Origin of the sequence: Achromobacter sp. UBA4530 (assembly GCF_002388205.1) — a bacterium.
In the GTDB taxonomy this organism is placed as follows: Bacteria; Pseudomonadota; Gammaproteobacteria; order Burkholderiales; family Burkholderiaceae_B; genus Achromobacter; species Achromobacter animicus.
This window is the reverse complement of record NZ_DGMA01000011.1, coordinates 70,422-96,792: the sequence shown is the minus strand read 5'-3', so window position 1 is coordinate 96,792 and position 26,371 is coordinate 70,422. Positions and strand designations below refer to the sequence as shown.

Here is a 26,371-nt window from a genome sequence, read left to right as displayed (position 1 = left end):
CCGCCGATGAACGGCGTTCTTGATTCACGGCGCGCGCCGGCCGGGCCGGGCTTCTGCCGTGGCTGCGCGCGGCGTCAAAGACCCCAGGCCGACAGGTCCGGCTGCAGCGGCGTTGGAGACAGCACCGTTTCCAGCGCCGCTGCGCAGTCCAGCAGCGCGGCGTCACCGCCTGCGGGCGCCAGCAGTTGCACGGCGCACGGCATGCCGTCCATGTCCAGGCCCGCCGGCAGTGCAATGGCCGCCGCGCCCAGGAAGTTGGCCGGGCGCAGCAGCTTGCCCAGGCCGGCGTGGCGCGTGTCCTGCGCGTCCAGCGCCTGGGCGGCCTGATCGCTGGCGGGCATGAGCAGGGCGTCAACGCCCCGCATGGCGGTTTCGAAAGCCGCCATGTCGGCCTGGCGGCGCAGCAGCGCGGCCTCGTAGCTGGCCTGCGTGATCCGGCCGCCAGCGGCGATGCGCGCGCGCACCACGTCCCACAACGGTTGCGAGGCGTCTTCGGCCAAAGCGCCGAAATAGCGGAAGGCTTCGTACGCCAGCACCAGCGAGTTGTCTTCCGCCATGCGCGCAAACGACAGCGAGGCGGGCGGGTGCCAGGCGGTGGGCGTAAAGCCAGCCTCTGCCAGGCGTCCCTGCGCCGCGTGCCAGGTTTGCAGCGCCTCGTCGGTCAGCGGGGCCGGCCAGGCCTGCGGCGCCAGTACGGCGACGGCGCCCGGCTGGCGCGCGGCGGTATGACGCAGGCTGGTGAAGCGGGCGGCCGGCAGCGCCAGCGTGGCGCCGTCATCGACGTCCGGGGCGGCCAGCAGTTGGGTCAGGAGACGGGCGTCGCCGACGCTGCGCGCAATCGGGCCCAGCACGTCCAGCGTGTCGGACAGCGGCAGGCAGCCCGCGCGGCTGATAAGGCCGGAGGACGGCTTGTAGCCGACCACGCCATTCAACGCCGCCGGCGCGCGCACCGAGCCGCCGGTGTCGCCACCCAGCGCCAGCGGCGTCAGACCGGCCGCGACCGCCACGCCCGCGCCGCTGGACGAGCCACCCGGCGCGCGCGCCACCGTTGCGTCCCACGGATTGCGGGCGGTGCCCTGCGTCGGGTTCTGTCCCGACAGCCCGAACGCGAACTCCGTCATGCGCGTCTTGCCCAGGATCACCATGCCTTGCGCCGCCAGCCCGCGCGTTGCCGCGGCGGTTTCCGTGCTGACGACGCCGGCGCGCGCCTGCGAGCCGCCGGTGCACGGCGTGCCTTCCCACTGCACGCTGTCCTTCACCGCGACCGGCACGCCATGCAGCGGGCCCAGAATGATGCCGGCGTCCAGCAAACGGTCTGCCGCCTCAGCCTGCGCCAGCGCGCGCTCGGCCGTGACCACGCTGTAGGCGGCCAGTGCGGCGCCGCGCTCGATGCGGTCGAGGAAATGCAGGGTAAGGTCGCGCGACCGGAGCTTGCGCTCGCGGATGGCGCGGGCAAGCTGGCGGGCGTCCTGGAAATGCGGAGTGGTGTCTTGGGCGGGCATGTGTCTCGTCGAAATGGAAAAAGCCTTCCGGTCCTCGGCGGGACCGGAAAGCGATCTGATCGGGATGGCTGAGCGGGGGGGGCCTACCGCGGCTGGTCTATTTCAGGACCTGGCCTTTCGTCTCAGGCATGCGGATGAAGGTGATCAGTGTGATCACGGCGCCCGCCAGCACGTAATAGAAGAACCAGCGCTCCATGCCCTTGCTTTGCAGCCAGGTCAGCAGGTAGGGCGTGGTGCCGCCCAGCAGCGCGACGACCAGGTTGTACGGCGTGCCGATGCCGACGGCGCGCACGCTGGTGGGAAACTGCTCGGACATGATGGCCGGGGCGATCGCGGTGTACATCGCGTAGAGCACCAAACCGAACAGTTCGACGGCCAGGATCGAACCGAATGACGGCCCGAGCGTGGTCATGACCGGATAGAAGAAGATCAGGTAGCCGGCGGCAAAGAAGATCAGTTGGGGCTTGCGGCCGATGCGGTCGGACAGCATGCCGAACAGCGGCTGCACCAGCATGAATACGATCAGCGCGACGGTGTTGGCCGCAAACGCGGTCTTGGGGTCGGCGCCGACCTGCCGGATGGCGTAGGTGGGCACGTAGGCCACGAAGATGTAGAACGCGAACGTGGTCAGGACCGAGAAGCCCACGATGCGCAGCACTTCGCGCGGATGGTCGCGCAGCAGCGTGCGCAGGGGTTGCTTTTCGATGCCGGCCTTCTTGGTGTGCGAGAAGGCTTCGGTTTCCGGGATAGCACGGCGGATCCACATGCCGGCCAGGCCGCCCAGCGCGCCCAACAGGAACGGGATGCGCCAGCCCCACTCGGCCATGTCGGCCTTGGTGAGAACGGTGGTCAGGATCCAGCCCACGGCCGAGGCGGCCAGGATGCCGACCGCGGCGCTGAAGAAGACGAAGCTGGAATAGAAGCCGCGCTTGTTCGGCGGCGCCATTTCCGCCAGGAAGGTCGTGGCCGAGGCATACTCTCCGCCCAGCGACAGGCCTTGCAGCAGGCGCGCGGCGGTCAGCAGCAGCGGCGCAGCGATGCCGATGGTGGCGTAGGTCGGCGTGATGGCGATGATGAGCGAGCCGCCCGCCATCATCAAAATCGTCAGGCCCAGCGCGGCCTTGCGGCCGTAGCGGTCGGAGAAGATGCCGAGCACCCATCCGCCCACCGGACGCATGAAGAAGCCCACCGCGAAGATGCCGAACGTCGCAAGCAGGGCAGTGGTTTCGTTGCCGGGCGGGAAGAACTGGCTGGAAAAGAAAATGGCGAACGACGCGTAGATGGTCCAATCGAACCATTCCACCGCATTGCCTACACTACCGGCCAGAATCGTGCGGCCGCGCGAAACGGGCGGGGCGCTTGCGCCTTGCGCCGCGCGCAAGGTTGCGGATGTGCTGCTCATGACGTCCTCAAATTGTGTTTTGTTTTTTGGTCAAATAGGCCACTAAATTTTGTGTTTTTATCAGTGCGCGAACGTTAGATTAATGGATATGGTCACGTCAAGTAAGGGTAATTCCCTAAGCGCCGCGTTGGACGACACGGATCTCGCGTGCCTCGTCGCGCTGCAGGCGCAGCCTCGCGCGTCCTGGCGCGAGCTGGGCGCGGCGACCGGCATCGCCGAGCGAACCGTCGCGCGGCGCATCAAGCGCCTGATGGACGCGGACGCGCTGCGCGTCATCGCGGAACCGGACCCGCTGGCCACCGGCCGCGGCGTGGTGCTGCACGCCTGGGTGCGCTGCCGGTCTGGCCGGGTGCCGGACGTGGCCGACCAACTCGCGAAGCTGGACATCAGCCAGCTCGTGGTGACGCTGGCCGGTTCCGCCGATCTGATGGCCGAGCTGACGCTGGCCGACGCGGCCGATATGCCGGACGTGGTGACCCACGTGCTGCCGTCCATCGACGGGGTGGAGCACGTGGAGGCGCGGCTGGTGCTTCGGCCGTTCCGGCGCGCGGGTCAGTGGCGCATTCAACCGGCGTCTGAAGGCGATGCGGACGCGCCGCTGCTGTCCCCGCCAGCCGCGCTGACCGATCCCGAGCAGCGCATGGTGTCGCACCTGATGCGCGATGGCCGCGCCAGCCTGGCGGAATTGGCCGAACGGTCCGGCGTCAGCGAGCCCACCGCGCATCGTCTGCTGCAGAACCTGGTGGAGCGCCGGGCGCTGAGCTTTCGCGTGGAAGTCGAGCCGGCGCTGGTCGGCTTTCCGGTGGAAGCGGTGATCTCGGTGCAGGTGCGTCCGCAAACGGTGGACGCGCTGGCCGCGCATCTGGCGCTGGACCCCAATACCCGCTGCCTGTTCGGCACCAGCGGCGCGTCGCAGCTTTTCTGGCACGTGCTGTGCCGCGACAGCCTGCATCTGTGGGACGTGGTGACGCGGCGGCTGGGCGAGCTGGACGGCGTGCTGAACAGCGAAGTCGGCGTGGTGATGCGCGCGCACAAGCGTTGCGGCATCGTGCGCGCGGGCGCGCGGCTGGGGGCGGACGCCGCGTGATGTTCACGCGGGGCCGCCTTCGGTCCTTCCGGCCCTTCCGGCCCTTCCAGCCCTTCAGACCCTTCAGACCCTTTAGGCCCTTCCGGCGGCCACACTTCCAGGCGGCCGCCTCGGCGCCTCACTTCCGCTATGCCCCGAGATACGCGCGCGCCAGCGCGCCGTCCTTGGCAATGTCTTGCGCGGCGCCATGCGCGGCGACCCGGCCGGATTCCAGCACGTACGCGCGGTCGGCCAGGGACAGCGCCAGCGCCGCCATCTGGTCCACCAGCAGGATGGTCATCGACTCCTTGCGCAGCCGGTCCAGCGCATCGAACAGCTCGTCGATGATCTTGGGCGCCAGGCCCAGCGACGGCTCGTCCAGCAGCAGGATCACGGGCTTGGCCATGAGGCCACGAGCGATCGCCAGCATCTGTTGTTCACCACCCGACAGCAACCCCGCGCGCTGGTGCAGCCGTTCGCGCAGCCGCGGAAAGCGCGTCAGCATTTCCTCGACGCGCGCCTCGCGATCCTGCGGATGCAGGAAGGCACCCAGGCGGATGTTGTCCAGCACGCTAAGTCCCGGAAACACCTGACGTCCTTCCGGCACCAGCACCAGGCCGCGCGCCACGATGCGGTCGGCGGCCAGACCGTGCAGCTCCTGACCCTGAAGGTGCATGCCGCCCTGCGCGGGCCGGTGCAGCCCGGCTAGCGTGCGCATCAGCGTGGACTTGCCCGCGCCGTTCGCGCCCAGCAGCGCCACCATCTCGCCTTGCCTGACCTGCAGGTCGATGCCGTGCAGCACGGGATTGGCGCCGTAGCCGGTCGTGAGATTGCCCACACCCAGCACCTCGGGCGGCAGCGCCTCGCCCGCCGGCCTGCGCCGCGCGGCGGGCGCCCGGCGGGCCGCCTCGTCGCCCAGATAGGCCTGCCGCACTTCAGGCGATTGCTGGATCTGGGCGACGCTGCCCTGCGCCAGTTCGCGTCCGGCGTCGATCGCCACGATGTGGTCGGACACGCCCATCACCAGCGTCATGTCGTGCTCGACCAGCAGCACGCCCGCGCCCGCCTCGGCAATGCGCCGCAGCAGCCCGGCCAGCCGCGTCTTGTCCTCGCGCGACAGTCCGGCCGCGGGCTCGTCCATCAGCAGCACGTCGGCATCGGTGGCCAGCGCGCGCGCAATCTCCACCAGCCGCCGGTCCACGTGCGGCAGGTCCGCCGCGGGAATGTCCAGCGCGCCTTCGTAGCCGCAGAACGCGAGCAGGGCGCGCGCGCGTTCGCGCACGTCGGGCGCCAGGTAGCGGCGCGACGCCAGCAGCCCGCCCAACCGTCCGCGCAGCATGCCCAGCGCGACGTTGTCTTCGACGCTCAGCGTGTCGAAGAGCTGCGAGGTCTGGTAGGTGCGTGCAATGCCGCTGCGCGCCACGCGATGCGCGGGCAGCGCGGCCAGCGGGGCATCGCCCAGCGCCACGCGGCCGCTTGTCGGCTGGTAATAGCCGCTCAGCATGTTGATGACGGTGGACTTGCCCGCGCCGTTGGGGCCGATCAGCGCCGTCACCGCACCGGGCGGCACCGTGAACGACACGGCCTGCACGGCGCGCACGCCGCCGAAGGTCATGGTGAGCGCGTCGGCCTGCAACGTGCGGCGCGCACGCGCGGTCGCAGGCAACGCGCCGTGGCGAGGCGCAAGCCCTTGCGTCTGCGCGCGCCGCCGCCAGCGCGCCAGCAGCCCGGCGGCGCCTTCGGGCGCGGCCCACAACACCACCAGCAGGAAGGCGCCGAAGAACAGCAAGCGGTATTCCTCCAGGCTGGACAGCACTTCGGGCAGCAGGCCCACCACCACCGCGCCCAGCAGCGGCCCGGCCAGCGAGCCCGCGCCGCCGATGGTCACCGCCAGCACGAACAGGATGGACTGCATGAAGTTGAAATTGTGCGGCGTGATCATGCCCGTGAGCGGTGCATACAGCCCGCCCGCCAGGCCGACCACCGCGGCCGACACCATGAAGGCCACCGCTTTGACCACCAGCGGATTGATGCCGATGGATTCGCTTGCTGTCTCGCTGTCCTTGACCGCGCGCATGGCCGCGCCCCACGCGCCGCGCGACAGCAGCGCATAGCCGATCAGCGCGGCAAACACCGCCACGATGGCAAGCATGGCCACGCCGCGGTCGCCGCCCAGGCTGCCGAGGGCCGGCTGCACGATGCCCATCAGGCCGTTCTGCCCGCCCGTGACCGAGCCGCCTTCGATCAGCGCGTGTTCCACGATGAAGCCGAAGGCGATGGTGATCATCGCCAGATACGGGCCTTTCACGCGCAGCGCGGGCACGGCGAGCAGCAGGCCGAACGCGCCACACACGAGCGCGGCGGCCGGCCACGCCAGCCAGAAGCTCCATTCGGCCTGGCCGGTCAGGATCGCGACGGTGTACGCGCCGATGGCATAAAAGCCCGCGTGGCCGAACGACATCTGGCCGGTCAGACCCAGCAGCACGTTCAGGCCGATGCCGGCCAGCGCCAGCAGCGCCACATTGCCCAGCACGAAAACGTAGTAGCCGTTGACGGTGGCGGCCAGCATCAGCGCCGCCACGGCCAGCAGGGCATACAGCGCCGGCGGCAGCCAGCGCATTGCGGATTGCTTGTTCATCAGACTTTCCTCACATCGGCGCGCCCGAACAGGCCATTGGGCAGCACGGCCAACATGACGATCACCAGCGTGAAGCTGATGATCTGCGTATACCCGGAGCCCAGCGCCACGGTGATCAGCGCTTCGACCACGCCGAACAGCAAGCCCGCGATCATCACGCCCCATGCGCTGGTGATGCCGCCCAGGATGGCGACCACATAGGCCTTCAAACCGAACAGCGTGCCCATGTCCGCCTGCACGTTAAAGAGCGGCGCGACCAGCGCGCCGGCCACGCCCGCGAACAGCGTGGACACCGCGAAGGCGGCCATGATGGCGTGGCGCACGGGGATGCCCATCAGCCGCGCGGCGTTCGGGTTCTGCACCACGGCCAGCAGCGCCACGCCCCAGCGCGTGCGGCGCGACAAGGTGTGCAGCGCAGCCGCCAGCGCCAGACCCACCACCGGGATCAGCAGTTGCAGCGGATAGATGCCCAGGCCCAGCCCGCCGATCTCCAGCGGCGATTGCGCCAGCGGAGAGGGCAGGCTGCGCGGCTCCTTGCCGAACGTGAACATGACCACGTTGTCCAGCACGATGCCCAGCGCCACCGTGGACATGAGCCACGCATTGGAGCCGCGGCTGGCAAACGGCCGCACCGCCAGCCGCTCCACGACCAGGCCGTACAGCGCGCAGAGCGCCAGCGCAAACAGCAGCGCCACGGCCAGCGGCCAGCCCAGCGTCTGGGCGAACGTGTAGGTCAGCACGGCGCCCAGCATCATGGAACTGCCCTGGGCGAAGTTCACCGTGCCGGACACGGCATAGGTCAGGTAAAAGCCCAGGGCCATCAGCCCATACATGCTTCCCAGTCCCAGGCCGCTGACGATGGCGGACATCAACAACATGCGCGTCTCCCGCGGCGTCTGGCCGCTTTACTGCACGCCCTTGACGGGCAGGATGCGGTTGTCGATGAACTGCGTCCACACGTAGTCGTCCTCACGCAGCGCATCGTGCGAGGCCGGCGTGAAAGGCTGCTCATACGTCTTGATCAGGCCTTCGTACTTGCCGATCTTGTAGAAGCCCTGGCGCACCGCGTCGCCATCGGTCGAGCCGGCCTGCGCGATGGCCAGCGCGGCAAGCTGCATGCCGTCGTACGCGTTGGCCACGCCCACGGCCGGCGTGATGTCCTGCGGACCCTTGATGTCGGAATACTTGGTCTTGAGCGCCTGCATCACCTTGTCGCCCACCGGGCCCTGCTTGCCGAAGAAGCTGTAGGTCTGCACGAAGTGCACGTTCTTGGCGTTGGGACCGGCCAGTTCTGTGAAGCGGCCGCCGGCCGGGCCCCAGTGCGACACAATCGGCACCTTCCAACCCATGCGGTCCAGCGACTTCACCACCTGCGCGGACGGACCCACGTTGCCGACCAGGAACAGCGTGTCGGCGCCGGCGGCCTTCAGGCGGCTCAGTTGCGGCACGATGTCCAGATCGTTGGGCTGGAATTTTTCGACGCCGGCGGGCGTGATCTTGGCGGTGGCCAGCGCGGCGTTCAGGCCTTTCTCGTTGGATTCGCCCCAGGGGTTGTTCACCAGGATCATGCCTGGCTTGGCGCTCTGGAACGTCTTCTTCGCGTACTGGACCATCGCGCTGTCGACGATCTCGTCCATCGCCGACACGCGGAACACGAAGTTGGGATTGCCCTTGTTCTGCGTGATGGCGGTGCCCGCGGCCCACGGCCCCATGAACGGCACCTTCTCCTGGTTCACGATGGGAACGATGGCCATCGAGACCGGCGTGTCCAGGCCGCCGAACAGCACGGCGACCTTTTCCTTGTAGATCAGCTCGCGCGCGGCGGCCATGCCCTTGGCAGGATTGCCTTCGTCGTCGCGGCGCACCAGCACGACCTGGCGGCCGTCCAACAAGCCGCCGCGCGCGTTGATCTCGTCAATGGCGATGGTGATGCCGCGCGTCAGCGCTTCGCCGGCGCGCGCCGACTCCCCGGACAGCGCGGTGATCAGACCGATCTTGATCGGGTCCGCTGCCAGCGCCGACTGCGAGGCAAGGCCCGCGGCGAAAAGCGCGGCGGCGGCCGCGTGGCGCATAAAGGAACGACGGGTCGGGGTCATCGGGACACTCCTGAAAAAGTGGAATGAATCTTGCATGGGGTTAAGTGCTGCTTCGTTCCCTTATGCAAGATCCATGCCACCTGATCCGCGTTCATTGCTGCATGCCGCTTTCGCCCCGCCGCCGCTGGGCGCGGGCAGTGTAGGCGGGATATGTGCACACCGATGTCAGGATTTTGTCGCCAAAACCGCAGCGATTTTGTTCACAATCATGCTTCAGGATTTGCACCAAAATGAATCCATCCTCGCTTCCAAGCACTAAACCGGGGCGCGAAGGCAACGCCGCCTGGACGCCGCAACCGCTGGCCAGCCACGGCCGCTTCCCGTACCGCGCCATCGCGGGCCGCGCCGACTATTCGTGGCCGAACGGCGCACGCCTGGCCGTGTACCTGGGCTTCAACATCGAGCACTTCGCGTTCGGGGAAGGACTGGGCGCGGAACTCGGCCCGGCGTCGCCCCATCCGGACGTCCTGAACTACGCCTGGCGCGAATACGGCAACCGCGTGGGCGCGTGGCGCTGCCTGGAACTCTTCGACGAGCTGCGCCTGCCCGCCGGCGTGTTGATCAATACCGCGCTGTATGAGCATTGCCCCGATCTGGTGGACGCCTTCCTGGCGCGCGGCGACGAGCTCATCGGACACGGCTACAGCAACGCGCACCGGCAGGGCGGATTGCCCGAGGCCGAGGAACGCGCGCTGCTAGCGCACTGCCGCGATCGCATCCTGCGGCACGCGGGCAGCGAGCCGGCGGGTTGGCTGTCGCCGTGGATTTCGGAAAGCCACGCCACGCCCGACCTGCTGGCCGAGGCGGGCTACCGCTACACCCTGAATTGGTGCCACGACGACCAGCCCATGCGTATGCGCACCCGCGCGGGCGACCTGTGGGCCATTCCGTATCCGCAGGAACTCAACGACATTCCGATGATCATGGGCCGCAAGATGGACGCGCGCGATTTTGCCGATATGATCCTTGACCAGTTCGAGGAGATGCGCGCGCAGGCGGTGCGCCAGCCGCTGGTCATGGGCATTGCGCTGCATCCCTACATCGTCGGCCAGCCATACCGGTTGCGTCACCTGCGGCGCGCGCTGGCGCCACTGGCCGCCGCCCGTGACCGCGGCGAGATCTGGTTCACCACGCCAGGCGAGATCTGCCGGCATGTGGACGGCTTGCCGCCGGGTGTGATCGTTTAGGAGCCGCAGTGCCAAGTCCAACCCAATCCCGCCGCGCCGCCGCCGCGCGGTCCAAACCCCCCAAGCCCGCCGCGGACGATGACGTCCTGCCCGACGCCGACATGGAACGCCGCATCTGCGAGGCGGTCTACGAAAGCGTGATGAGCCAGCGCCTGACGCCTGGCACCAAGCTGCCCGAGGCCGCGATCTGCGACCTGTTCGGCGTATCGCGATCGGTGGCGCGCAAGGCGTTGCAGCGGCTGGCGCACGAGCACGTCGTGGACCTGCACCACAACCGCGGCGCGGTGGTGGCCGAACCCACGCCCGAGGACACCCGCCAGATCTTCCAGGCGCGCCGCGCGCTGGAGGCGGCCTTGCTGCCGTTGGCCGCGGCCCGCGCCACGCGCGCCGACTACGCCTCGCTGCGCAAGCAGTTACGTGACGAGCATGCGCTGCTGCACCGCGCCGGGCAACCGGCCTGGGCACGGCAGGCCAGCGCGTTTCACGTGCGGCTGGGCGAACTGTCCGGCAACACCATCCTGCACGGCTACCTGGCCGAGCTGGTCTCGCGCTGCTCGCTCATCGTGGCGCTGTACGAGCCGCCCGGCAACGCCGCCTGCGAACACGGCGAGCACGTGCTGATCGTGGACATGATGGAGCGCGGCGACGTAGCCGAAGCCGTGCGGACCAACGACAACCACCTGGCGGACCTGGAGCGGCGCATCAGCCTGGAGCGCCCGCAGCCCGCGCAAACCCTTGCCCAGATGCTGGGACTGGCCTGACATGGAAATCGACTTCGACGCTATCACCGAATATCAGCGCTACAAGCTGATGGCCAGCCTGATCGTGCCCCGTCCGATCGCGCTGATCACGACGCTGTCCGAGACCGGCGTGGTCAACGCCGCGCCGTTCAGCATGTTCAACATGCTGGGCGAGGACCCGCCCATCGTGATGGTCAGCATCAACCGCCTGGAAGACGGCGGGCTGAAGGACACTGCGGTCAACATCGCGCGCGACCGCGAGTTCGTCGTTCACCTGACCGACGAAGCCATGGCCGAAAAGATGCACCGCTGCGGCGACCGCCTGCCCTCCGATGTCAGCGAACTGGCGCACGCGGGTCTGGACGCCGCGCCCAGCCACCGCGTCGCGCCGCCGCGCATCGTGCAGGCGCCCGTCGCCTTCGAATGCACGTTGTTCGAGACCATGGAGACCGCCAGCCGCCAGATCTTCATCGGTCAGGTGCGCTGGCTGCATGCGCGCGATGGCTTGATCGACACGGAGACGTGGCGCGTGCGCCTGCAGGATTACTTTCCGGTGGGCCGGTTTGGCGCCAGCTTTTACGTGCGGACGCGAGACCGCTACGCCATCGACGCGGAAAAGAACGCGCCGGCCAGCACGGCCATCGACGAGATCTGAGGCCTCACCACACGGCGGCGCCGGAGCCGGGCGCCCGCAGGCGGCGCGCAAAGCGTCGCGACAGGAAGTCCACGAACGCCAGCGTCTTGGCCGGCAGGTTCAGGCGTTCCGGGTACAGCGCGTGAATATCCGCGGGCGGCGTGCGCCAGTCGGTCAGCACTTCTTGCAACCGGCCGGCGCGCAGGTGCGCCGCGGTTTCCCATTCGGACCGCATGACGATGCCGTGGCCGTCCAGCGCCCATTCCAGCGCGCTCTGGCCGTCGTTCGAACTGACCGGGCCGCGCACCTTCACCGTTTCCGCGCGCGCGCCGGATTCCAGCCGCCAGGTGCCGTAGGCCACGTCGTTCTCGCGCACGACGATGCAGCGGTGGCGCTGCAGGTCGCCGGGGGCGCGCGGCTCGCCATGAATCTCCAGGTAGCGCGGCGACGCGCACAGCAGGCGCCGGTTTGAGGCGATCCTGCGCGCCGTCAGCCGCGCGTCCGGCAGGTCGCCGAAGCGCACCGCCACGTCAAAGCCTTCCTCGATCAGATTGAGCGGCCTGTCGGTCAGGCGCATCTGCACTTCCACGTCGGGAAACTGCCTGCAGAAATCCGAAACGGCCGGCACGATGTGCGCGCGTCCAAAGCCGAACGTCGCGTTCAGGCGCAGCAGGCCCTGCGGTTGGGCGCGGGCACTGGACACCGACCGTTCCAGCGCCTGCAGATCGGCCAGGATGCGCGCGCCTTCGGCCAGGTACAGCTCGCCTTCCTGCGTGACGCTGACACGTCGCGTGGTGCGGTTCAACAGACGCACGCCCAGCCGCTGTTCCAGTTTGGCCAGCCGGGTGCTGACCGCGGGCGGCGTCAGCCCCAGTTCCCGCGCCGTGGCCGAGAGGTTGCCGTGCTTGACCACCAGCGAGAAGAAGGCGAGATCGGAGAGCGCGTCCATGGCGATTTATAAATTGAATTTAATAAAGATTTATACATTCCACGAATTATAAGAATGAAACCGGCCTATACACTGGGTTTACCGATACAGAGCCGCGCCACGCGGCCACACGAGGAGACCCGAAATGAAGATAGCCAGATTGGCCGGCGCATTGTGCGCGGCCGTTGCCGCATCCTGTTGGGCCCATGGCGCTGCGGCCAGCAATGCCTTTCCTGAACGCGCGGTGACGCTGATCGTGCCGTTCGCGCCGGGCGGCAGCGTGGATATCGCGGCCCGCCTGATCGCCGACGCGTGGGCAAAGGAACTGGGGCAGAGCGTGATCGTCGAAAACCGCGCCGGCGCGTCCGGCAACATCGGCATGTCGGCCGTGGCGCGCGCAGAACCCAACGGCTATACGCTGGGCATCAACACCATGTCGCTGGCGATCAATCCGGCGCTCTTCAAGAACATGCCATTCGACACCGCGAAGGATCTGCGCTCGGTGGGAACGGTGGGCACGTCCCAGCACGTGCTGACGGTCACCAATTCGTTGCCCGTCGCGTCGGTGAGCGAGCTGCTGACGTACGTGCGCGCGCGTCCCGCGAACGAACTGAGCTTTGGCTCGGCCGGCACCGGCAGCACGTTCCACATGGCCGCGGAGCTCTTCAAGTCCGTGTCCAAGACGCAGATCATGCACGTGCCGTACAAGGGCGGCGGCCCGGCCATGCTCGACACGATCAGCGGCCAGGTGCAGATGAGTTTTCCGGTGCTGTCCGCCGCCAAACCGCAGGTCGACGGCAAGAAGCTGCGCGCGCTCGGGGTGACCGGCACAAAGCGCTCGCCGCTGCTGCCCGACGTGCCGACCATCGCCGAGTCTGGTCTGCCTAGCTATGAATTCAACACCTGGTTCGTCGTCAGCGCGCCGGCCGGCACGCCGCAGGCGGTGATCGACACGCTGAACGCGAAGCTGGGGCAGGCGCTGAAAACGGACGCGCTGACGCAACGCATGCAGAGGGAGGGGTTTGAACCGCTGATCACCACGCCCGACAAGACCGACGCGATGGTAGCCGCCGAGATGACGCGCTGGTCCGGCATCGTCAAGGAAGCCGGCATCGAGGCGAACTGAACGCGCAGGATGCACCCGCAATAGCCGGCGGCAATACCGCCGGCCGCAATACCCGCCCGCGCGCACCGCGGGCGCCTCTTTCAAGCAAGGAAGCACAGACATGCCCGGCATGACGCTTTACGACAAACTGGTGGCCAGCCATGAAGTGGCCCGGATCGACGCCGAGCACGTGCTGCTTTACGTCGACCTGCACATCATGAACGAGTACACCAGCCCGCAGGCCTTCAGCGGCCTGGCCGCGCGGGGCCGCGACGTATTGCGCCCGGGCCAGCAGATGGCGGTGGTGGACCACATCATCCCCACGCATCCCGTGCCTTCCGCGCTGCGCGTGATTGCGGACGATGCGTCGTCGCGGCAGGCGCTGAACCTGAAGCGCAATTGCGATACGCAGCACATCGCGCTCTTTGACACCACCGATCCGCTGCAAGGCATCGAGCACGTCATCGCGCCGGAACACGGCATGATCCTGCCCGGCATGGTGGTGCTGTGCGGCGACAGCCACACCACCACGTACGGCGCGTTGGGGGCGCTGGGCTTTGGCATCGGCACCAGCGAGGTCGAGCACATTCTGGCAACGCAGACGCTGGTGTACCGCGTGGCGCGCAACATGCGGATCCGCATCGACGGCGCGCTGCCGGCGCATGTGTCGGCCAAGGATCTGGTGATCTACATCGTGCACCGCATCGGCGCGCAGGGCGCGCGCGGCCATGCCGTGGAGTTCTGCGGCGAGGCGGTGGCTGCGCTGTCGGCCGAAGCGCGCATGACCCTGTGCAACATGACGGTCGAAGCCGGCGCGCGCGCCGCACTGATCGCGCCGGACGCCGTCACTGATGCCTACGTCACGGTGCACGCGCCGCAGCTGCGCGGCGCCATGCTGGACGACGCGCGCGCCTGGTGGGCCACGCTGCGCTCGGATGACGACGCGCGCTTCGACGTGGAACACGCGTTCGACGCGGGCCGCATCGCGCCGTTTGTGACGTGGGGCACGAGCCCCGATCAGGCAATGCCGGTCGATGGCGCCGTGCCGGATCCGCGGGACGAGCCCGACGCGCTGGCCCGGCTGGCGCTGGAAAAAGCCATGGACTACATCGGCCTGGCCGCGGGCGCGCCCATCGCGGGCGTGCCGATCGACCGCGTCTTCATCGGTTCCTGTACCAACGGCCGCATCGAAGACCTGCGTGTCGTGGCCGAACTGGCGCGCGGCAAAAAGGTGGCGGCGGGGGTGCGGGCGATGGTGGTGCCCGGTTCTGGCGCAGTGCGCGCGCAGGCTGAAGCCGAAGGGCTGGCCGCCGACCTGATCGCGGCCGGCTTCGAATGGCGCCAGCCCGGCTGCTCGATGTGCCTGGCCATGAACGACGACGTGCTGCGCCCCGGTGAGCGCTGCGCGTCCACCACGAACCGCAATTTCGAGGGACGCCAGGGGCGGGCAGGGCGCACGCACCTGATGAGTCCCGCAATGGCCGCAGCGGCTGCGCTGGCGGGCCGTATCGTCGACGTGCGCACCTGGGGAGACGCCAAATGAATGCCATGACCGAAGGCGTGGCCGCGCCGCTGCCGTATTCCAATCTGGACACCGACCAGATCATGCCCAAGCAGTTCCTGCGCATCATCGACAAGGCGGGGCTGGACAAGGGTCTGCTCTACGACCTGCGCTTTGACGAAGCGGGCGCGCCGCGGCCGGACTGCGTGCTGAACCAGCCCGCGTACGCGGGCACGTCCATTCTGGTGGCGGGCCCGAACTTCGGCTGCGGTTCCAGCCGCGAGCACGCCGTCTGGGGCTTGCAGCAGTTCGGCATCCGGGCGGTGATCGCGTCCAGTTTCGGCGAAATCTTCTACTTCAACGCGCTCAACAACGGCCTCTTGCTGGTGACGTTGCCACCGGCCGAGGTCGACGCCTTGCTCTCGAAGGTGTCCAATACGGCGGCGGCCGGCGCAAACCGCGTCAGCATCGACGTGATGGCCGGGCAGGTGCGCGCGGCCGATGGCTGGACCGCACACTTTGACCTGCCGGCGCGGCATCGGCACATGTTCGCGCAGGGACAGGACATGGTGGGGGCAACGCTGCAACAACTGCCCGACGTCGAGCGTTTTGAAGCCCGCCATTGGGCGCGCTTTCCGTGGATGAAGGACGTGGCGCGTCAGGTGCGCGACCGGCTGGACGCCGCCTAGCGCGTAACGTGCGCGACAACAATGGAGATGACGCAGATGACCGCCTTTTTCGACCTGCCGGTGCGGCGCTTTCGGGCCAACGGCGTGGAGATTGCCGCGCGTATCGACGGCTCGGGTCCGCCCCTCTTGCTGTTGCACGGCCATCCGCAGACCCACACCATCTGGCACCGCGTCTGGCCCGAACTGACGCGTCATCGGACCTGCGTGGCTGCCGACCTGCGCGGCTATGGCGACAGCGAGAAGCCCGCTGCCAGTGCCGATCACGCCGCGCATTCGAAGCGCACCATGGCGGCAGACATGGTGGCGCTGATGCGCGGTCTGGGCTATGACCATTTTGAGATCCTGGCGCACGACCGCGGCGCGCGCGTGGCGCACCGGCTGGCGCTGGACCACCCCGAGGCCATCTCGCGCATGATGCTGCTGGACATCGCGCCCACGCTGGATATGTATGAAGGCACGACGCGCGCCTTTGCGCAGGCCTATTTCCACTGGTTCTGGCTGATCCAGCCGGCGCCGGCGCCGGAAACGATGATCGAGCACGATCCCGTCTTCTATCTGCGGTCCGTGATGGGCGGTCGGCCGGGCGGACTGGCGCATTTTTCGGCTGAGGCCATGGCCGAATACGAACGCGCCGCGCGCCAACCCGGCTGGGCAACCGGCATTTGCGAAGACTACCGCGCGTCCGCCACGATCGACCTGGACCACGACAAGGCCGGCCGCGCGGCGGGCGAGCGCCTGCGCATGCCGGTGCGCGCGATGTGGGGCGAGCGCGGCGCCGTGGGCCGCAACTTCGATGTGCTGGCCCTGTGGCGCGCGGTGGCCGACGACGTGACCGGCGGCCCGCTGCCCGGCGCGCACTATCTGGCCGAGGAAACGCCGGACGCGGTGCTGGCCGAAGCCGGAAATTTCTTCGGCTGGCGATGAAGGGGCGGGGGCGCACCGCCTGTCAATCAAGCCTCGGCAGGCGATAGGGCTATCCAATAAGGGACGCACCCCTGGTGTTAACCTTCGGCCCATGAATCGTTACTTCGCCGATCTTTCCGAATTGCCCGACGCCGAGGACGCCCAGCGCGCCTTCAAAGCGTCGGATTCACCCTGCGTGGCGGTGTGCTCCACGCTGTTCGACGACATCTGCCGGGGCTGCGGCCGCACCGCCATGGAAGTCGCCAACTGGGTGTTCATGTCGGAAGAAGAAAAGCGCGAAGTCTGGATCCGCATCAAGTCGCAAGGGTATCCGCGGCGCAACAACTGACGCGCTGCGCACTTGACGCGCCGCCGCGCCTGGGCATGACCGCGCCGCCCTCCACATTGAAGTCACGTTAAAGACGCGAAGCCGCGCGCTTGCGTCCCCGTCTTGGGCTTGTCACATGGCGCAGGCTGAATAGCGCCATTGCCCACTTCCGGCTCCATCATGCGCATCGTTCTCGTCACGGATGCCTGGCATCCGCAAGTCAACGGCGTCGTCCGCACCTGGTCGACCATGCGGCAGATCCTCAGCGACTGGGGCCACGAGCTGATCGTGGTCAGCCCCGAGGGCAGCCGAACCATCCCCGCGCCCTCCGAACCCGATCTACGGCTGTGCCTGCAACCCGGCCGGCAACTGCGCCGCATCCTGGGCGACACCATCCCCGACGCGCTGCACATCGCCACGGAAGGGCCGCTGGGTCTGGCCGCCCGGCGCATGGCGATGCGGCGGGGATGGCGCTTCACCACGTCGTTCCACACCATGTTTCCGGACTACCTGCAGGCGCGCATGGGCATTCCTGCCGCGCTGCCGTGGCGCTACCTGCGCTGGTTCCACCGGCCATCGCAATGCGTGCTGGTGCCCACGCCCACGGTGCGCGACATCCTGGTGCGGCGTGGCCTGGCGAATCTGCGCGTCTGGTCGCGCGGGGTCGATCCGCGCAAGTTCCAGCCCTCGGCCAGCCAGGCGTTCCAGGACCTGCCCCGGCCGGTCTGGCTGAGCGTGGGCCGCGTGGCCAAGGAAAAGAACCTGGATGCCTTCCTGTCCCTGAATCTGCCGGGCAGCAAGGTGGTGGTGGGCGCAGGACCTGACGAGGCCCGCCTGAAGAAGCGTTTTCCGGACGCGGTCTTCCTGGGCATGCAGCAGGACGGTGCGCTGCCCGGCTTTTACGCGGCGGCCGACGTGTTCGTCTTTCCCAGCCTGACCGACACCTTCGGGCTGGTGATGCTGGAGGCCATGGCCTGCGGCACGCCGGTGGCGGCCTTTCGCAGCGAGGCGCCGCTTGCCGTGGTCGAGGAGGGCGTGACGGGCCGGCTGGACGACGATCTGAAGCGGGCCTGCCTGGCCGCGCTGCCGCTGCACCGGGACGCGGTGCGCGCGCAGGCGCTGACCCGCAGCTGGGATTCGGTCGCTTCGGATCTGCTGGACGCACTGGTGCCGCTGACCCAGGGTGATTCGCGCGGGGCGGCCAACGACTGGGCGACCACCACCTGAAACACACGCGCCGCCCGGATTTGCTAGCCGCGCGGCGCGCCAACCTTGTACAATGCCCGGCAATCCTGAGGAGCGTTGCGACGACCCTGCGGTCCCCCATGTGTCTTACCCATGCGGACCCCGGCTCGCCAGGCTCAGGAATCCTTGTTCAAGCGCCGCGCCCCGCGCGTCGCTACAGCAACGGCGCTCACCTTTGTCGCGTATGGCGGGAAAGGCGAGCACTCGACTGTCGTGGTGTATTCGCGTTGTCCGGCCATCTCGTGCGCCGTTCGTATTTCACGTGGAGCCTACACACCATGAACGCTGTGACTGATAAATCCTTTTCCGACTACCTCGTCGCCGACATGTCGCTGGCCGGCTGGGGCCGCCGCGAACTGGCCATCGCCGAAACCGAAATGCCCGGCCTGATGGCCATCCGCGAGGAATTCGCCGCATCGCAGCCGCTCAAGGGCGCGCGCATCGCCGGCAGCCTGCACATGACCATCCAGACCGGCGTGCTGATCGAAACGCTGGTGGCGCTGGGCGCCGAAGTGCGCTGGGCCTCGTGCAACATCTTCTCCACGCAGGACCACGCCGCCGCCGCCATCGCCGCGTCCGGCACCCCGGTCTTCGCCGTCAAGGGCGAGACGCTGGAAGAGTACTGGCAGTACACCCACAAGATCTTCGAATGGCCCAATGGCCAGAACGCCAACATGATCCTCGACGACGGCGGCGACGCCACGTTGATGCTGCATCTGGGCACCAAGGCTGAAAAGGACATCTCGGTCCTGGCCAACCCCGGCAGCGACGAAGAGCGCATTCTGTTCGCCGCCATCAAAGAAACCCTGAAGCGCGATCCCAAGTGGTACTCGACCCGCCTGGCGCTGATCAAGGGCGTGACCGAAGAAACCACCACCGGCGTGCATCGCCTGTACCAGATGTCGCAAAAGGGCGAGCTGGCCTTTGCCGCCATCAACGTCAACGACTCGGTCACCAAGTCCAAGTTCGACAACCTGTACGGCTGCCGCGAATCGCTGGTTGACGGCATCAAGCGCGCCACCGACGTCATGGTCGCCGGCAAGATCGCGGTTGTGGCCGGCTACGGCGACGTGGGCAAGGGCTGCGCCCAGGCGCTGGTCGCGCTGCGCGCGCAAGTGTGGGTCACCGAAATCGACCCGATCTGCGCCCTGCAGGCCGCCATGGAAGGCTTCAAGGTCGTGACGATGGAAGAAGCCGCCGCCCACGGCGACATCTTCGTCACCGCCACCGGCAACTACCATGTGATCACGCGTGAGCACATGAACGCCATGAAGGACCAGGCCATCGTCTGCAACATCGGCCACTTCGACAACGAAATCGACGTCGCTGCGCTGGCCGACTGCCAGTGGGAAGAGATCAAGCCGCAAGTCGACCACGTCATCTTCCCGGACGGCAAGCGCATCATCCTGCTGGCGCAGGGCCGTCTCGTGAACCTGGGCTGCGCCACCGGCCACCCCTCGTTCGTGATGTCGTCCTCGTTCGCCAACCAGACGATCGCCCAGATCGAACTGTTCACGCGCAACGACGCCTACAAGTCCGGCGAAGTCTACGTGCTGCCCAAGCGTCTGGACGAGAAGGTCGCCCGCCTGCATCTGAAGAAGCTGGGTGTCAAGCTGACGACCCTGCGCAAGGACCAGGCCGACTACATCAGCGTGCCGGTCGAAGGCCCCTACAAGCCCAACCACTACCGCTATTGATGGATGTAGCACAATAGGAAAATTCCGCGCCATGTCGGCGCGGGTTTTCCGGTCTGCGGGTCACGCCCGTCGCCGCCCGGCGCCGACGGGTCCGCGGAGCGTCAATACAGGAGTTCGAACATGGTGACACTGATACTCGTCTGGATCCTGAACGCAGTGGCCTTGCTGGCCGTTGCCTACCTGCTGCCCGGCATCACGGTGGCCAGTTTCGGTTCGGCGCTGATCGCCGCGCTGGTGCTGGGCTTGGTGAACATGCTGGTCAAGCCGGTCCTGGTGCTGCTGACGCTGCCCATCACGATCGTTACCCTTGGGCTCTTCCTCATCGTCATCAACGCCTTGCTGTTCTGGTTCGTGGGCTCCGTGCTCAAGGGCTTCCAGGTCAACGGGTTCTGGTGGGCCGTGGGCGGCGCCATCCTCTACAGCATCATTTCCGGTCTCCTGACCAAGCTGATCCCGTAGGGTAGAGCCCCCCCGAGCGCTGCGCGCTTCCCCCAGGGGCGTGCCTGCGGACCGGCGGAGCCCGGATCCGCGGCACCCCGCGGGGGCCGCACCTGCCCTAAGCGGCGCTTGGCGCCATAAAAAGATTGATATGTCCGAATCGAACTCTCCTGCTTTTAGTCTGGAATTCTTTCCTCCGCGTGATCTGGCCGGCCAGGAGCGTCTGGTGCGTGCGGCCAAGCAGATGCTGGCCATCCAGCCCAAGTACGTCAGCGTGACGTTCGGCGCGGGCGGTTCCACGCGCGCCGGCACGGCCGACGCGGTGCGCACGCTGCGCAATCTGGGCTGCGATGCGGCGCCGCACTTGTCGTGCGTGGGCGCGTCGCGCCAGGATCTGCGCGACATCCTGCAGGCCTACACGAACGAGGGCGTGCGGCGCGTGGTGGCCCTGCGCGGCGACCTGCCCTCGGGCATGGGCGGCGACGCGGGCGAACTGCGCTACGCCAACGAACTGGTGTCGTTCATCCGCAAGGAAACCGGCGACTGGTTCCACATCGAAGTGGCCGCCTATCCCGAAATGCACCCCCAGGCCGCCAATCCGTCGGCCGACCTGGACCATTTCGTGACCAAGGTGAAGGCCGGCGCCGATGCCGCCATCACGCAGTATTTCTTCAACGCCGACGCCTATTTCGACTTCGTCGACCGCGCCCGCGCCAAGGGCGTGAACGTGCCGATCGTGCCGGGCATCATGCCCATCACGAACCACACGCAGCTGCTGCGGTTCTCGGAAATGTGCGGCGCAGAAGTGCCGCGCTGGATCCGCCTGCGCCTGGCCGAATTCGGCGACGACAAGGCCTCCATCCGCGCCTTCGGCGTGGACGTCGTGACCGAGCTGTGCCAGACCCTGCTGGACAACGGCGCGCCGGGCGTGCATTTCTACACGCTGAACAATTCCGAAGCGCCGCTGGCGATCTGGAAGGAACTGACGGTGTAAGCGGTCGGTTGCACGGCGGCGGGAATACCGCTGGCTGCCGTCGTAAAAGGCCGGCGTCTTCCCCGGTCTTAATAAGTTGGTCAGATCGATCCCCACGAAGCGTTACGCTGCGTGGGGATTTTTTTGCTGGTAACTCAGACCCGCTCCTCAGCAGTTTCGAAGTATTCATATGTCCAAGGGGGCGGCCCCGCCTTAGATTGAACGACTTTTCGTTCAATCAACGAGTGAAACTCACATGGCGGGAGCGGCGACTGATTTGATGGCCGAGGCGTCCAGATGGACGCGTCGGGTGGTAAGTACATTGGCATGTCCGGATTGGACCTCGCTGGAACACGGTATCCGCCCCTGGCTTTTTCTGGACGGCGCCCGCAGCGACACACTCGAAAGCGACGTTCTGCGAATCACAAGGGGATTCGAGCACCGGTGGGTGTGGCGCGACACGCCTCGGGAGTACCGCAACCCAGGCTATCGCCATGGTCCCCTGCTCGTGCCCCTCGACGAGGCCTTGTTCACTCACGCCCTTGACCATTGGTTCCGTCAGCAAACGGGGATCATCCTGCTCGCCTCTGACGATAACGACACCCTGGTCGCCCATCTGCAACAGTTGCATCAACTGACGGGTTCAGACGGACTTCCGATCAGCTTCAGCCTTAACGGCGCGCGGGCGCTTGAAGAGTTCTGTGAAGGCTTGAACGCGCACGCCCTGGCCAGGCTGTTCGGCCCCATTCAACGTTTCATCTGGTACGCGGGCAACCCGCATCAGGGCGAATGGCTGGTTGCGGACTCTCCCTTCCCGGGGCAAGCCACAACCGCGCTGGACGAGCCCATCGCCTTGACGAAAGCCGATGAGATCTCACTCGACGAGGCCAGCCTCGCGTGGTTCATGCGTGACTGCGCGCGCAGTGTTCGCCAGCGAACGCCGGCCTACGACGATCCAAAGAATGAACCAGTTCTGTGGCGTTGCATCGACCTCTTCGTGCACGAGGCGGCCGATCAACTCGCACTCACCTTGGAACGCGACGTTCGCCGCTACGTCGATCTGCGCTTTCGCTACCCGCAAGCGTTTTTCTCCACAGACAACGCGCTTCGCGAAATGCTGACCAGCCGGCACATTCCGGGAAAACAGCGGTTGGTGGACGCCGAAGCGCGGCTCTCGACCCTTGTGGCGCGGTAAAGGAGCCTCATCAGCTGGACTGCAAAGCGGTGAACTACAAAAAGGCGCTGGGTTCCATTCGCCCGAATGAAAAACGCCTGGGCAAAGCCATCTCCCCACCGCCCTGCGAACGCGGTGTGCCCCTGTATCCGCTGCGCTATGGCATTGCCGATTACGCGTGGGACAGGGAGGTGTTTCCCCGCCTGAACATTGAGGGCTATCCCACGCTCACGGCGGGCAAAGCGTACGGATTGCGCACATTGCGTCCGGGCACTTACGTCTACCTCTTCCACTTCCAGAATGGGCGCATGTGGACGCAGCATTACCAAGTCACCGAAGACGTCCGCTTCGCCCGTATCTGGTGGAGTGATGCGGACGACGCCGATGCCACGCCGGGCCGGCTCAGCCGGCCCGATACGGTGGGTGCTCAGACGTATCTCTTCGCGCCGGACGCAAAGACTGCCGAAACCGTACACATCCTGGTGAGCGACACGCTGCTGTCCCACCGCACGTTGTGGGCCATCGAGACCAATGACGGCGGCCTTCGCGATGCATTGAGCACACAGTGCAGGCCTGCGGGCAATGCGTACCAAGAACACATCTTCGACTCGACGCTGCTGGGCGAGGCCGCACGGGAACTCGTCTCGCCATCCGGACATGGCGCGCCCAAGCCGTTCGACTGGAGCGAAATCCAGTTCTCGGAAAAGGCGCCAAACCACCACAACATCCTGGCCAACATGTACCTCGCGTTGCTGCCACGCAAGGACTTCACGCCCCTGGTGGTTGCGTTGCAGGATCCGATCGGGATCGCCAGCGAGCTTCATTATCGGATTACCCATTCCGTGACCCGCAAGACGGAATACGCCGGACGCAACGCGCACAAATTGCAGAGCGCAACGCTCATCCGCAATTACTTCGAGGCGATGAAGAAAGAGGCAGGTAGAAACCCAGACGTCGCCAACACGATCACGCGGCAGCAAAACTTGGTGAACTACAGCGGCGCCATGTCATTCCCCGGCGTCTACGCCAAGGAAATCGAAGCGTTCGACCGCACTATTGCAGCAGCGGTAGCGGATTCCGTTGCGTGGGTTCGCCTTATCGACCCCTCGCGGTTGCTGGGCAAGGCGCTGCGTTGCTTTGATCGCGGCGTGATCTACAACGCCCATGACTATGAGGACGCCGTCCTGCAGTGCATTGGCGGTCTGGTGCACGCGAAAGATGGAATACAGGTACTGCACGACCTGATCAATCTGCCCGTCGATAAAAGCCCTTACTGGCTCGCACTGGCCAATGGCAGTGAACTGCTTCTTGCTCGTCTGAAGTCGAGCTCCGGCGAGATTGCCAAGAATCTTTTCAACGTCATGGACAAGGTGTTGGAACAGCACCAGCTGACCACAGCGTCCAACGCGCTAATCGGGTTGTTGCAGGCGCTGCCGGAAACCAAGGTGGCGGATGTACTGGTTCCACGTCTGCGGCATGTGATGGAGGTCAGAGCCGGTTTCACCATCGTTCGTTACGACGTTGGGATCGTCGACCTGCAGCGAGCCGCTTATGAATTCCAAGGATATCAAACGCTTGGCGAAGACGGGTTGCGTGGGTGGAAGATGCCGTCCCCGAAGATCAGTCAGGCAGATTCGGGCAAGAGGACATCAGTCTATGACTGGGTGAAGGTGGGTGAAACCACGTACCGCGAGATTGGCGAGGCGACCACGGACAAGTCGGCCCTGCCGCTGTCCAGGGCAATTCGGATGGAGGGCAACCCGTTCATCAGTATGTTGAATCGCTTGCGAGCGCCAGTCGGAAACTTATTCACCGGACTGGGTGGCCTTCTAGCGTTGAATGCATTGTCAAACGCTTGGAAGAACCTGAGGAATTCGGACGAAACTGCCGCCAATTACGTGAGCTTCACTGGAGCGACGAGCGCCGTCGTCGCCGCCGGCATAGAAATTGGTACTTCCATGATTTCATTCAGTGCAACGAGGCGGGGAAACACAGCTTTGGCGCTCCAGACGTCCGTCATTGCAGCAAAGCGAGGCATTGCGCTCTTTGGAGCCGGAGCGGCAGGACTGGCGGCAGTTGCCGACTTGATCAAGGCGGCCCAGGCGTTTGGTGACGGCAACCCTGAGCAGGCGGGAATGTTGATTGGATCAGCGATAGCTGGCGGCGTTATAACTGTCGCGATGTGGGCGGGAGGGACGGCTACGGCAGCCTCCCTTGTCGGTGGAGGTGCCGCAATCATGCTCGGCTTAAATCCTGCGGGATGGGCAATCGCGGCGGGTATTGCGGTGGTGTTCTTGTTTGGATTCGCCTTCGGTGTTGACGTCAACAAGCACGGTCCGGTCGAGATCTGGCTCAAACACAGTGCGTGGGGAGTGGAAGACCGTCATTACTCCAACGCTGAAGAATTGGACGTGGTTCACGGCATGCTTTATCGACCAAGGTTGACAGCTGAATGGACCAACGCATCAGGATATGCGGTAGGTGCTCTTCGCATCAGTTGTCAGCTACCCGATAACACTGATTATCTCGAGGACCGATTTCAGTCGAGACTGTCTCTAACTATGCGGGGCAGGCAGCTGATTCAAGTGGACGGACCCATTGCATATGCGCCCGGCACGAGTCCCGTCAACTATGAACTCGAGTGCGTCGTCTCGCGATTAGGTGGGACCGGCAAAGAATGCGGGTGGTCGATCTTCATGCATGAGGACGCCGAAGTGGCGCTGGAGTATCTCTACTTCCCCGACCCAGAACGACATCCAACTCTGGCAATTCGGCAGCCCGGTGAGCCTGCGCCTTTGGAATTCACATCGGGAGGTTGGTTTAGAGATCCGATCCATCAATCCAAGCTTGAGTCTGTACGCCCCCCGAATGAACAAAAATATTAAGCGTCTGCCGAATAGTCTTCGCCTCGGAGGCACTCCACTCGACAGAGCGGGTACTGCTTCTGTTCCCCCCAAACCCGATGGCGTTCGGCGCGCTAACGAAAGTTGCGTTGAACTCGAAACGTACGCGAATTACGTGCACGGGGGCGCCGCAAGTTTTATTGCGATGTCGATCGTTGTGAGTATCGTAGCGTTCTTTGCGGGAGTAATCGCAATTGGCGTGGAGGACATCAGCGGCGAACAGATCATGATCATGCTCGCCTTATCTCCGACCTTGACGATCATGGCCTTGATTTTCTATTTCGCAGGCGGAACGCATAAAAGTCGCGGGGCATATGTTCGTGTACACCGCGGTACGCGAAAACTCTACTTCGTATACCCAAGGCAGAAGCGGACGCATGTTCTTGCCTGGGATCAACTGGAAGCGGTAGCCGGCTACATTCCCATCATTTCCGCAAACGGCTACTTCAGCAGACACCCTCTCTATCTAATCGGCGTCGACTACAGCATGGACCCGCCGTCTGAGGTGTGCGTCGCGTGCGGCAATCTCGGCCTCTTTACTGGAGATCAGTCAGCGAAGGGGCTGTGGTCCTATCTTTTCTCTTTCATGGAAAACGGACCAGAGGGTTTGCCCAAGCCTGCCTTGCTGGCCCCACGACTAAGCCGGGCAGAGGAAACGCTCAAGCCGTATCGGAATTGGTACATGGGCTTGCGGCACAAGCTCTCTCAACCCAACGGCATCTTGATAGCCCCAATCACCATTCCGTTCTGGCTAATTTTGCTGGTGATCGAAGCTTATCCAGACAGTTTCGAGGCCTTCCTTCAATACAACGTGCCCTTTGCGCAATTCCCCGAGGAAATAGATCGGCTATGCGGATTTGACTAGAAACGCACGCCAACTGCCCAACTTATCAGCAAATGCTCCGATTGATTCGAACGGAAATTTGCCGTGTGCCAAGTAGTGTTGACATAAAGCGCCTCTCTCAGAGCCTGCGCTTTGGCGGAACGCCGCTGCGAAGCGATGGCCGTTTTCCCCCCTAGAACAGGCTCAAGCGATGACGTCATAAGCCTGCGTCATCGTGAACCAGCGCGGGTCTACCGCCTAGAACGAAGCCTCCGAACGCCAACGTCCCTGGCTGCATCAAGTGTTTTCCGACACGGCCACCGCTTTGGAGACGCATCCCTTCACACGGGCGTTGCCGAGATGGCCTTGTTTTGTTCCGCCGCGGCGCCCAGCCGGGCG

22 protein-coding genes and 1 riboswitch are annotated in these 26,371 nt (G+C 65.8%); of the genes, 16 read left to right on the top strand and 6 right to left on the bottom strand.

Annotated elements, in window-relative coordinates; all coding sequences use genetic code 11:
• Nucleotides 1–74: 74 nt before the first annotated feature.
• Together B2W22_RS12280 and B2W22_RS12275 are read right to left on the bottom strand one after the other, a co-directional pair.
• The gene (locus tag B2W22_RS12280) at nt 75–1,502 is read right to left on the bottom strand and encodes an amidase (protein WP_286937870.1); all 1,428 of its coding nucleotides are present in this window, start codon (nt 1,500–1,502) and stop codon (nt 75–77) included.
• Between the two features lie 97 nt (nt 1,503–1,599).
• Nucleotides 1,600–2,904: an MFS transporter gene (locus B2W22_RS12275; RefSeq protein ID WP_286937868.1), complete on the bottom strand. Its 1,305-nt coding sequence runs from the start codon at nt 2,902–2,904 to the stop codon at nt 1,600–1,602.
• Nucleotides 2,905–2,986: 82 nt separating this feature from the next.
• Here B2W22_RS12275 and B2W22_RS12270 point away from each other — a divergent pair, with 82 nt between their 5' ends.
• Nucleotides 2,987–3,991 (top strand): Lrp/AsnC family transcriptional regulator, encoded by a 1,005-nt coding sequence (locus tag B2W22_RS12270; RefSeq protein ID WP_175124923.1) that lies wholly within the window; start codon nt 2,987–2,989, stop codon nt 3,989–3,991.
• A 127-nt stretch (nt 3,992–4,118) separates the two neighbouring features.
• Here the strand turns inward: B2W22_RS12270 and B2W22_RS12265 are convergent, their stop codons facing one another.
• The 3 genes from B2W22_RS12265 to B2W22_RS12255 are packed head-to-tail and all read right to left on the bottom strand — an operon-like array spanning nt 4,119 to nt 8,704.
• Nucleotides 4,119–6,608, bottom strand: coding sequence for a branched-chain amino acid ABC transporter ATP-binding protein/permease (locus B2W22_RS12265; RefSeq protein WP_175124924.1), 2,490 nt, complete (start codon nt 6,606–6,608; stop codon nt 4,119–4,121).
• Entirely contained in the window at nt 6,608–7,486 is an 879-nt protein-coding gene (locus B2W22_RS12260; protein WP_175124925.1) for a branched-chain amino acid ABC transporter permease, read from the bottom strand. The genes B2W22_RS12265 and B2W22_RS12260 overlap by 1 nt, the downstream gene beginning before the upstream one ends.
• 27 nt (nt 7,487–7,513) lie before the next feature.
• Nucleotides 7,514–8,704: an ABC transporter substrate-binding protein gene (locus tag B2W22_RS12255; protein ID WP_175124926.1), complete on the bottom strand. Its 1,191-nt coding sequence runs from the start codon at nt 8,702–8,704 to the stop codon at nt 7,514–7,516.
• Between the two features lie 230 nt (nt 8,705–8,934).
• On the opposite strand from B2W22_RS12255, the gene B2W22_RS12250 reads away from it, so the two are divergent.
• Genes B2W22_RS12250 through B2W22_RS12240 form a run of 3 tightly spaced genes read left to right on the top strand, consistent with a single transcriptional unit; the run spans nt 8,935 to nt 11,286 of the window.
• Nucleotides 8,935–9,891 carry a polysaccharide deacetylase family protein gene (locus tag B2W22_RS12250; RefSeq protein WP_175124927.1) on the top strand — a complete coding sequence of 319 codons (957 nt, stop codon included), beginning with the start codon at nt 8,935–8,937 and terminating at the stop codon, nt 9,889–9,891.
• 8 nt (nt 9,892–9,899) lie between these two features.
• A complete protein-coding gene (locus tag B2W22_RS12245) occupies nt 9,900–10,652 on the top strand; it encodes a GntR family transcriptional regulator (RefSeq protein WP_175124928.1) in 753 nt (250 codons plus the stop codon).
• Between the two features lies 1 nt (nt 10,653).
• Entirely contained in the window at nt 10,654–11,286 is a 633-nt protein-coding gene (locus B2W22_RS12240; protein WP_175124929.1) for a flavin reductase family protein, read from the top strand.
• A gap of 4 nt (nt 11,287–11,290) precedes the next feature.
• On the opposite strand, the gene B2W22_RS12235 is transcribed toward B2W22_RS12240, so the two are convergent.
• Nucleotides 11,291–12,214, bottom strand: a complete 924-nt coding sequence (locus B2W22_RS12235; RefSeq protein ID WP_175124930.1) for a LysR family transcriptional regulator — start codon at nt 12,212–12,214, stop codon at nt 11,291–11,293.
• A gap of 124 nt (nt 12,215–12,338) precedes the next feature.
• Between B2W22_RS12235 and B2W22_RS12230 the strand changes: the two genes are divergently transcribed.
• The 12 genes from B2W22_RS12230 (at nt 12,339) to B2W22_RS12175 (ending at nt 26,014) form a co-directional block, all read left to right on the top strand.
• Entirely contained in the window at nt 12,339–13,319 is a 981-nt protein-coding gene (locus B2W22_RS12230) for a tripartite tricarboxylate transporter substrate binding protein (RefSeq protein WP_175124931.1), read from the top strand.
• 100 nt (nt 13,320–13,419) lie between these two features.
• Nucleotides 13,420–14,841, top strand: a complete 1,422-nt coding sequence (gene leuC / locus B2W22_RS12225; protein ID WP_286937862.1) for a 3-isopropylmalate dehydratase large subunit — start codon at nt 13,420–13,422, stop codon at nt 14,839–14,841.
• Nucleotides 14,838–15,488, top strand: a complete 651-nt coding sequence (gene leuD, locus B2W22_RS12220) for a 3-isopropylmalate dehydratase small subunit (RefSeq protein WP_286891942.1) — start codon at nt 14,838–14,840, stop codon at nt 15,486–15,488. Before leuC ends, leuD begins: the two co-directional genes overlap by 4 nt.
• A 36-nt stretch (nt 15,489–15,524) precedes the next feature.
• Nucleotides 15,525–16,412, top strand: a complete 888-nt coding sequence (locus B2W22_RS12215; RefSeq protein WP_286937860.1) for an alpha/beta fold hydrolase — start codon at nt 15,525–15,527, stop codon at nt 16,410–16,412.
• Nucleotides 16,413–16,503: 91 nt separating this feature from the next.
• Nucleotides 16,504–16,740, top strand: coding sequence for a DUF1289 domain-containing protein (locus B2W22_RS12210; protein ID WP_175124935.1), 237 nt, complete (start codon nt 16,504–16,506; stop codon nt 16,738–16,740).
• Between the two features lie 159 nt (nt 16,741–16,899).
• Nucleotides 16,900–17,946: a glycosyltransferase family 4 protein gene (locus B2W22_RS12205; protein WP_286937859.1), complete on the top strand. Its 1,047-nt coding sequence runs from the start codon at nt 16,900–16,902 to the stop codon at nt 17,944–17,946.
• Nucleotides 17,947–18,007: 61 nt separating this feature from the next.
• Nucleotides 18,008–18,142: riboswitch (S-adenosyl-L-homocysteine riboswitch) on the top strand.
• Between the two features lie 100 nt (nt 18,143–18,242).
• Nucleotides 18,243–19,661 (top strand): adenosylhomocysteinase, encoded by a 1,419-nt coding sequence (gene ahcY / locus B2W22_RS12200; protein WP_286937857.1) that lies wholly within the window; start codon nt 18,243–18,245, stop codon nt 19,659–19,661.
• A 123-nt stretch (nt 19,662–19,784) separates the two neighbouring features.
• Entirely contained in the window at nt 19,785–20,120 is a 336-nt protein-coding gene (locus B2W22_RS12195) for a phage holin family protein (protein WP_056327402.1), read from the top strand.
• A 130-nt stretch (nt 20,121–20,250) separates the two neighbouring features.
• A complete protein-coding gene (gene metF / locus B2W22_RS12190) occupies nt 20,251–21,093 on the top strand; it encodes a methylenetetrahydrofolate reductase [NAD(P)H] (protein WP_286937856.1) in 843 nt (280 codons plus the stop codon).
• A gap of 259 nt (nt 21,094–21,352) precedes the next feature.
• Complete coding sequence (locus B2W22_RS12185; RefSeq protein WP_286937855.1) at nt 21,353–22,267, top strand: DUF4123 domain-containing protein; 915 nt, start codon at nt 21,353–21,355, stop codon at nt 22,265–22,267.
• Between the two features lie 29 nt (nt 22,268–22,296).
• A complete protein-coding gene (locus tag B2W22_RS12180) occupies nt 22,297–25,131 on the top strand; it encodes a toxin VasX (protein ID WP_286937854.1) in 2,835 nt (944 codons plus the stop codon).
• Nucleotides 25,115–26,014 carry a DUF6708 domain-containing protein gene (locus B2W22_RS12175; RefSeq protein ID WP_175124941.1) on the top strand — a complete coding sequence of 300 codons (900 nt, stop codon included), beginning with the start codon at nt 25,115–25,117 and terminating at the stop codon, nt 26,012–26,014. Before B2W22_RS12180 ends, B2W22_RS12175 begins: the two co-directional genes overlap by 17 nt.
• Nucleotides 26,015–26,371: the final 357 nt, after the last annotated feature.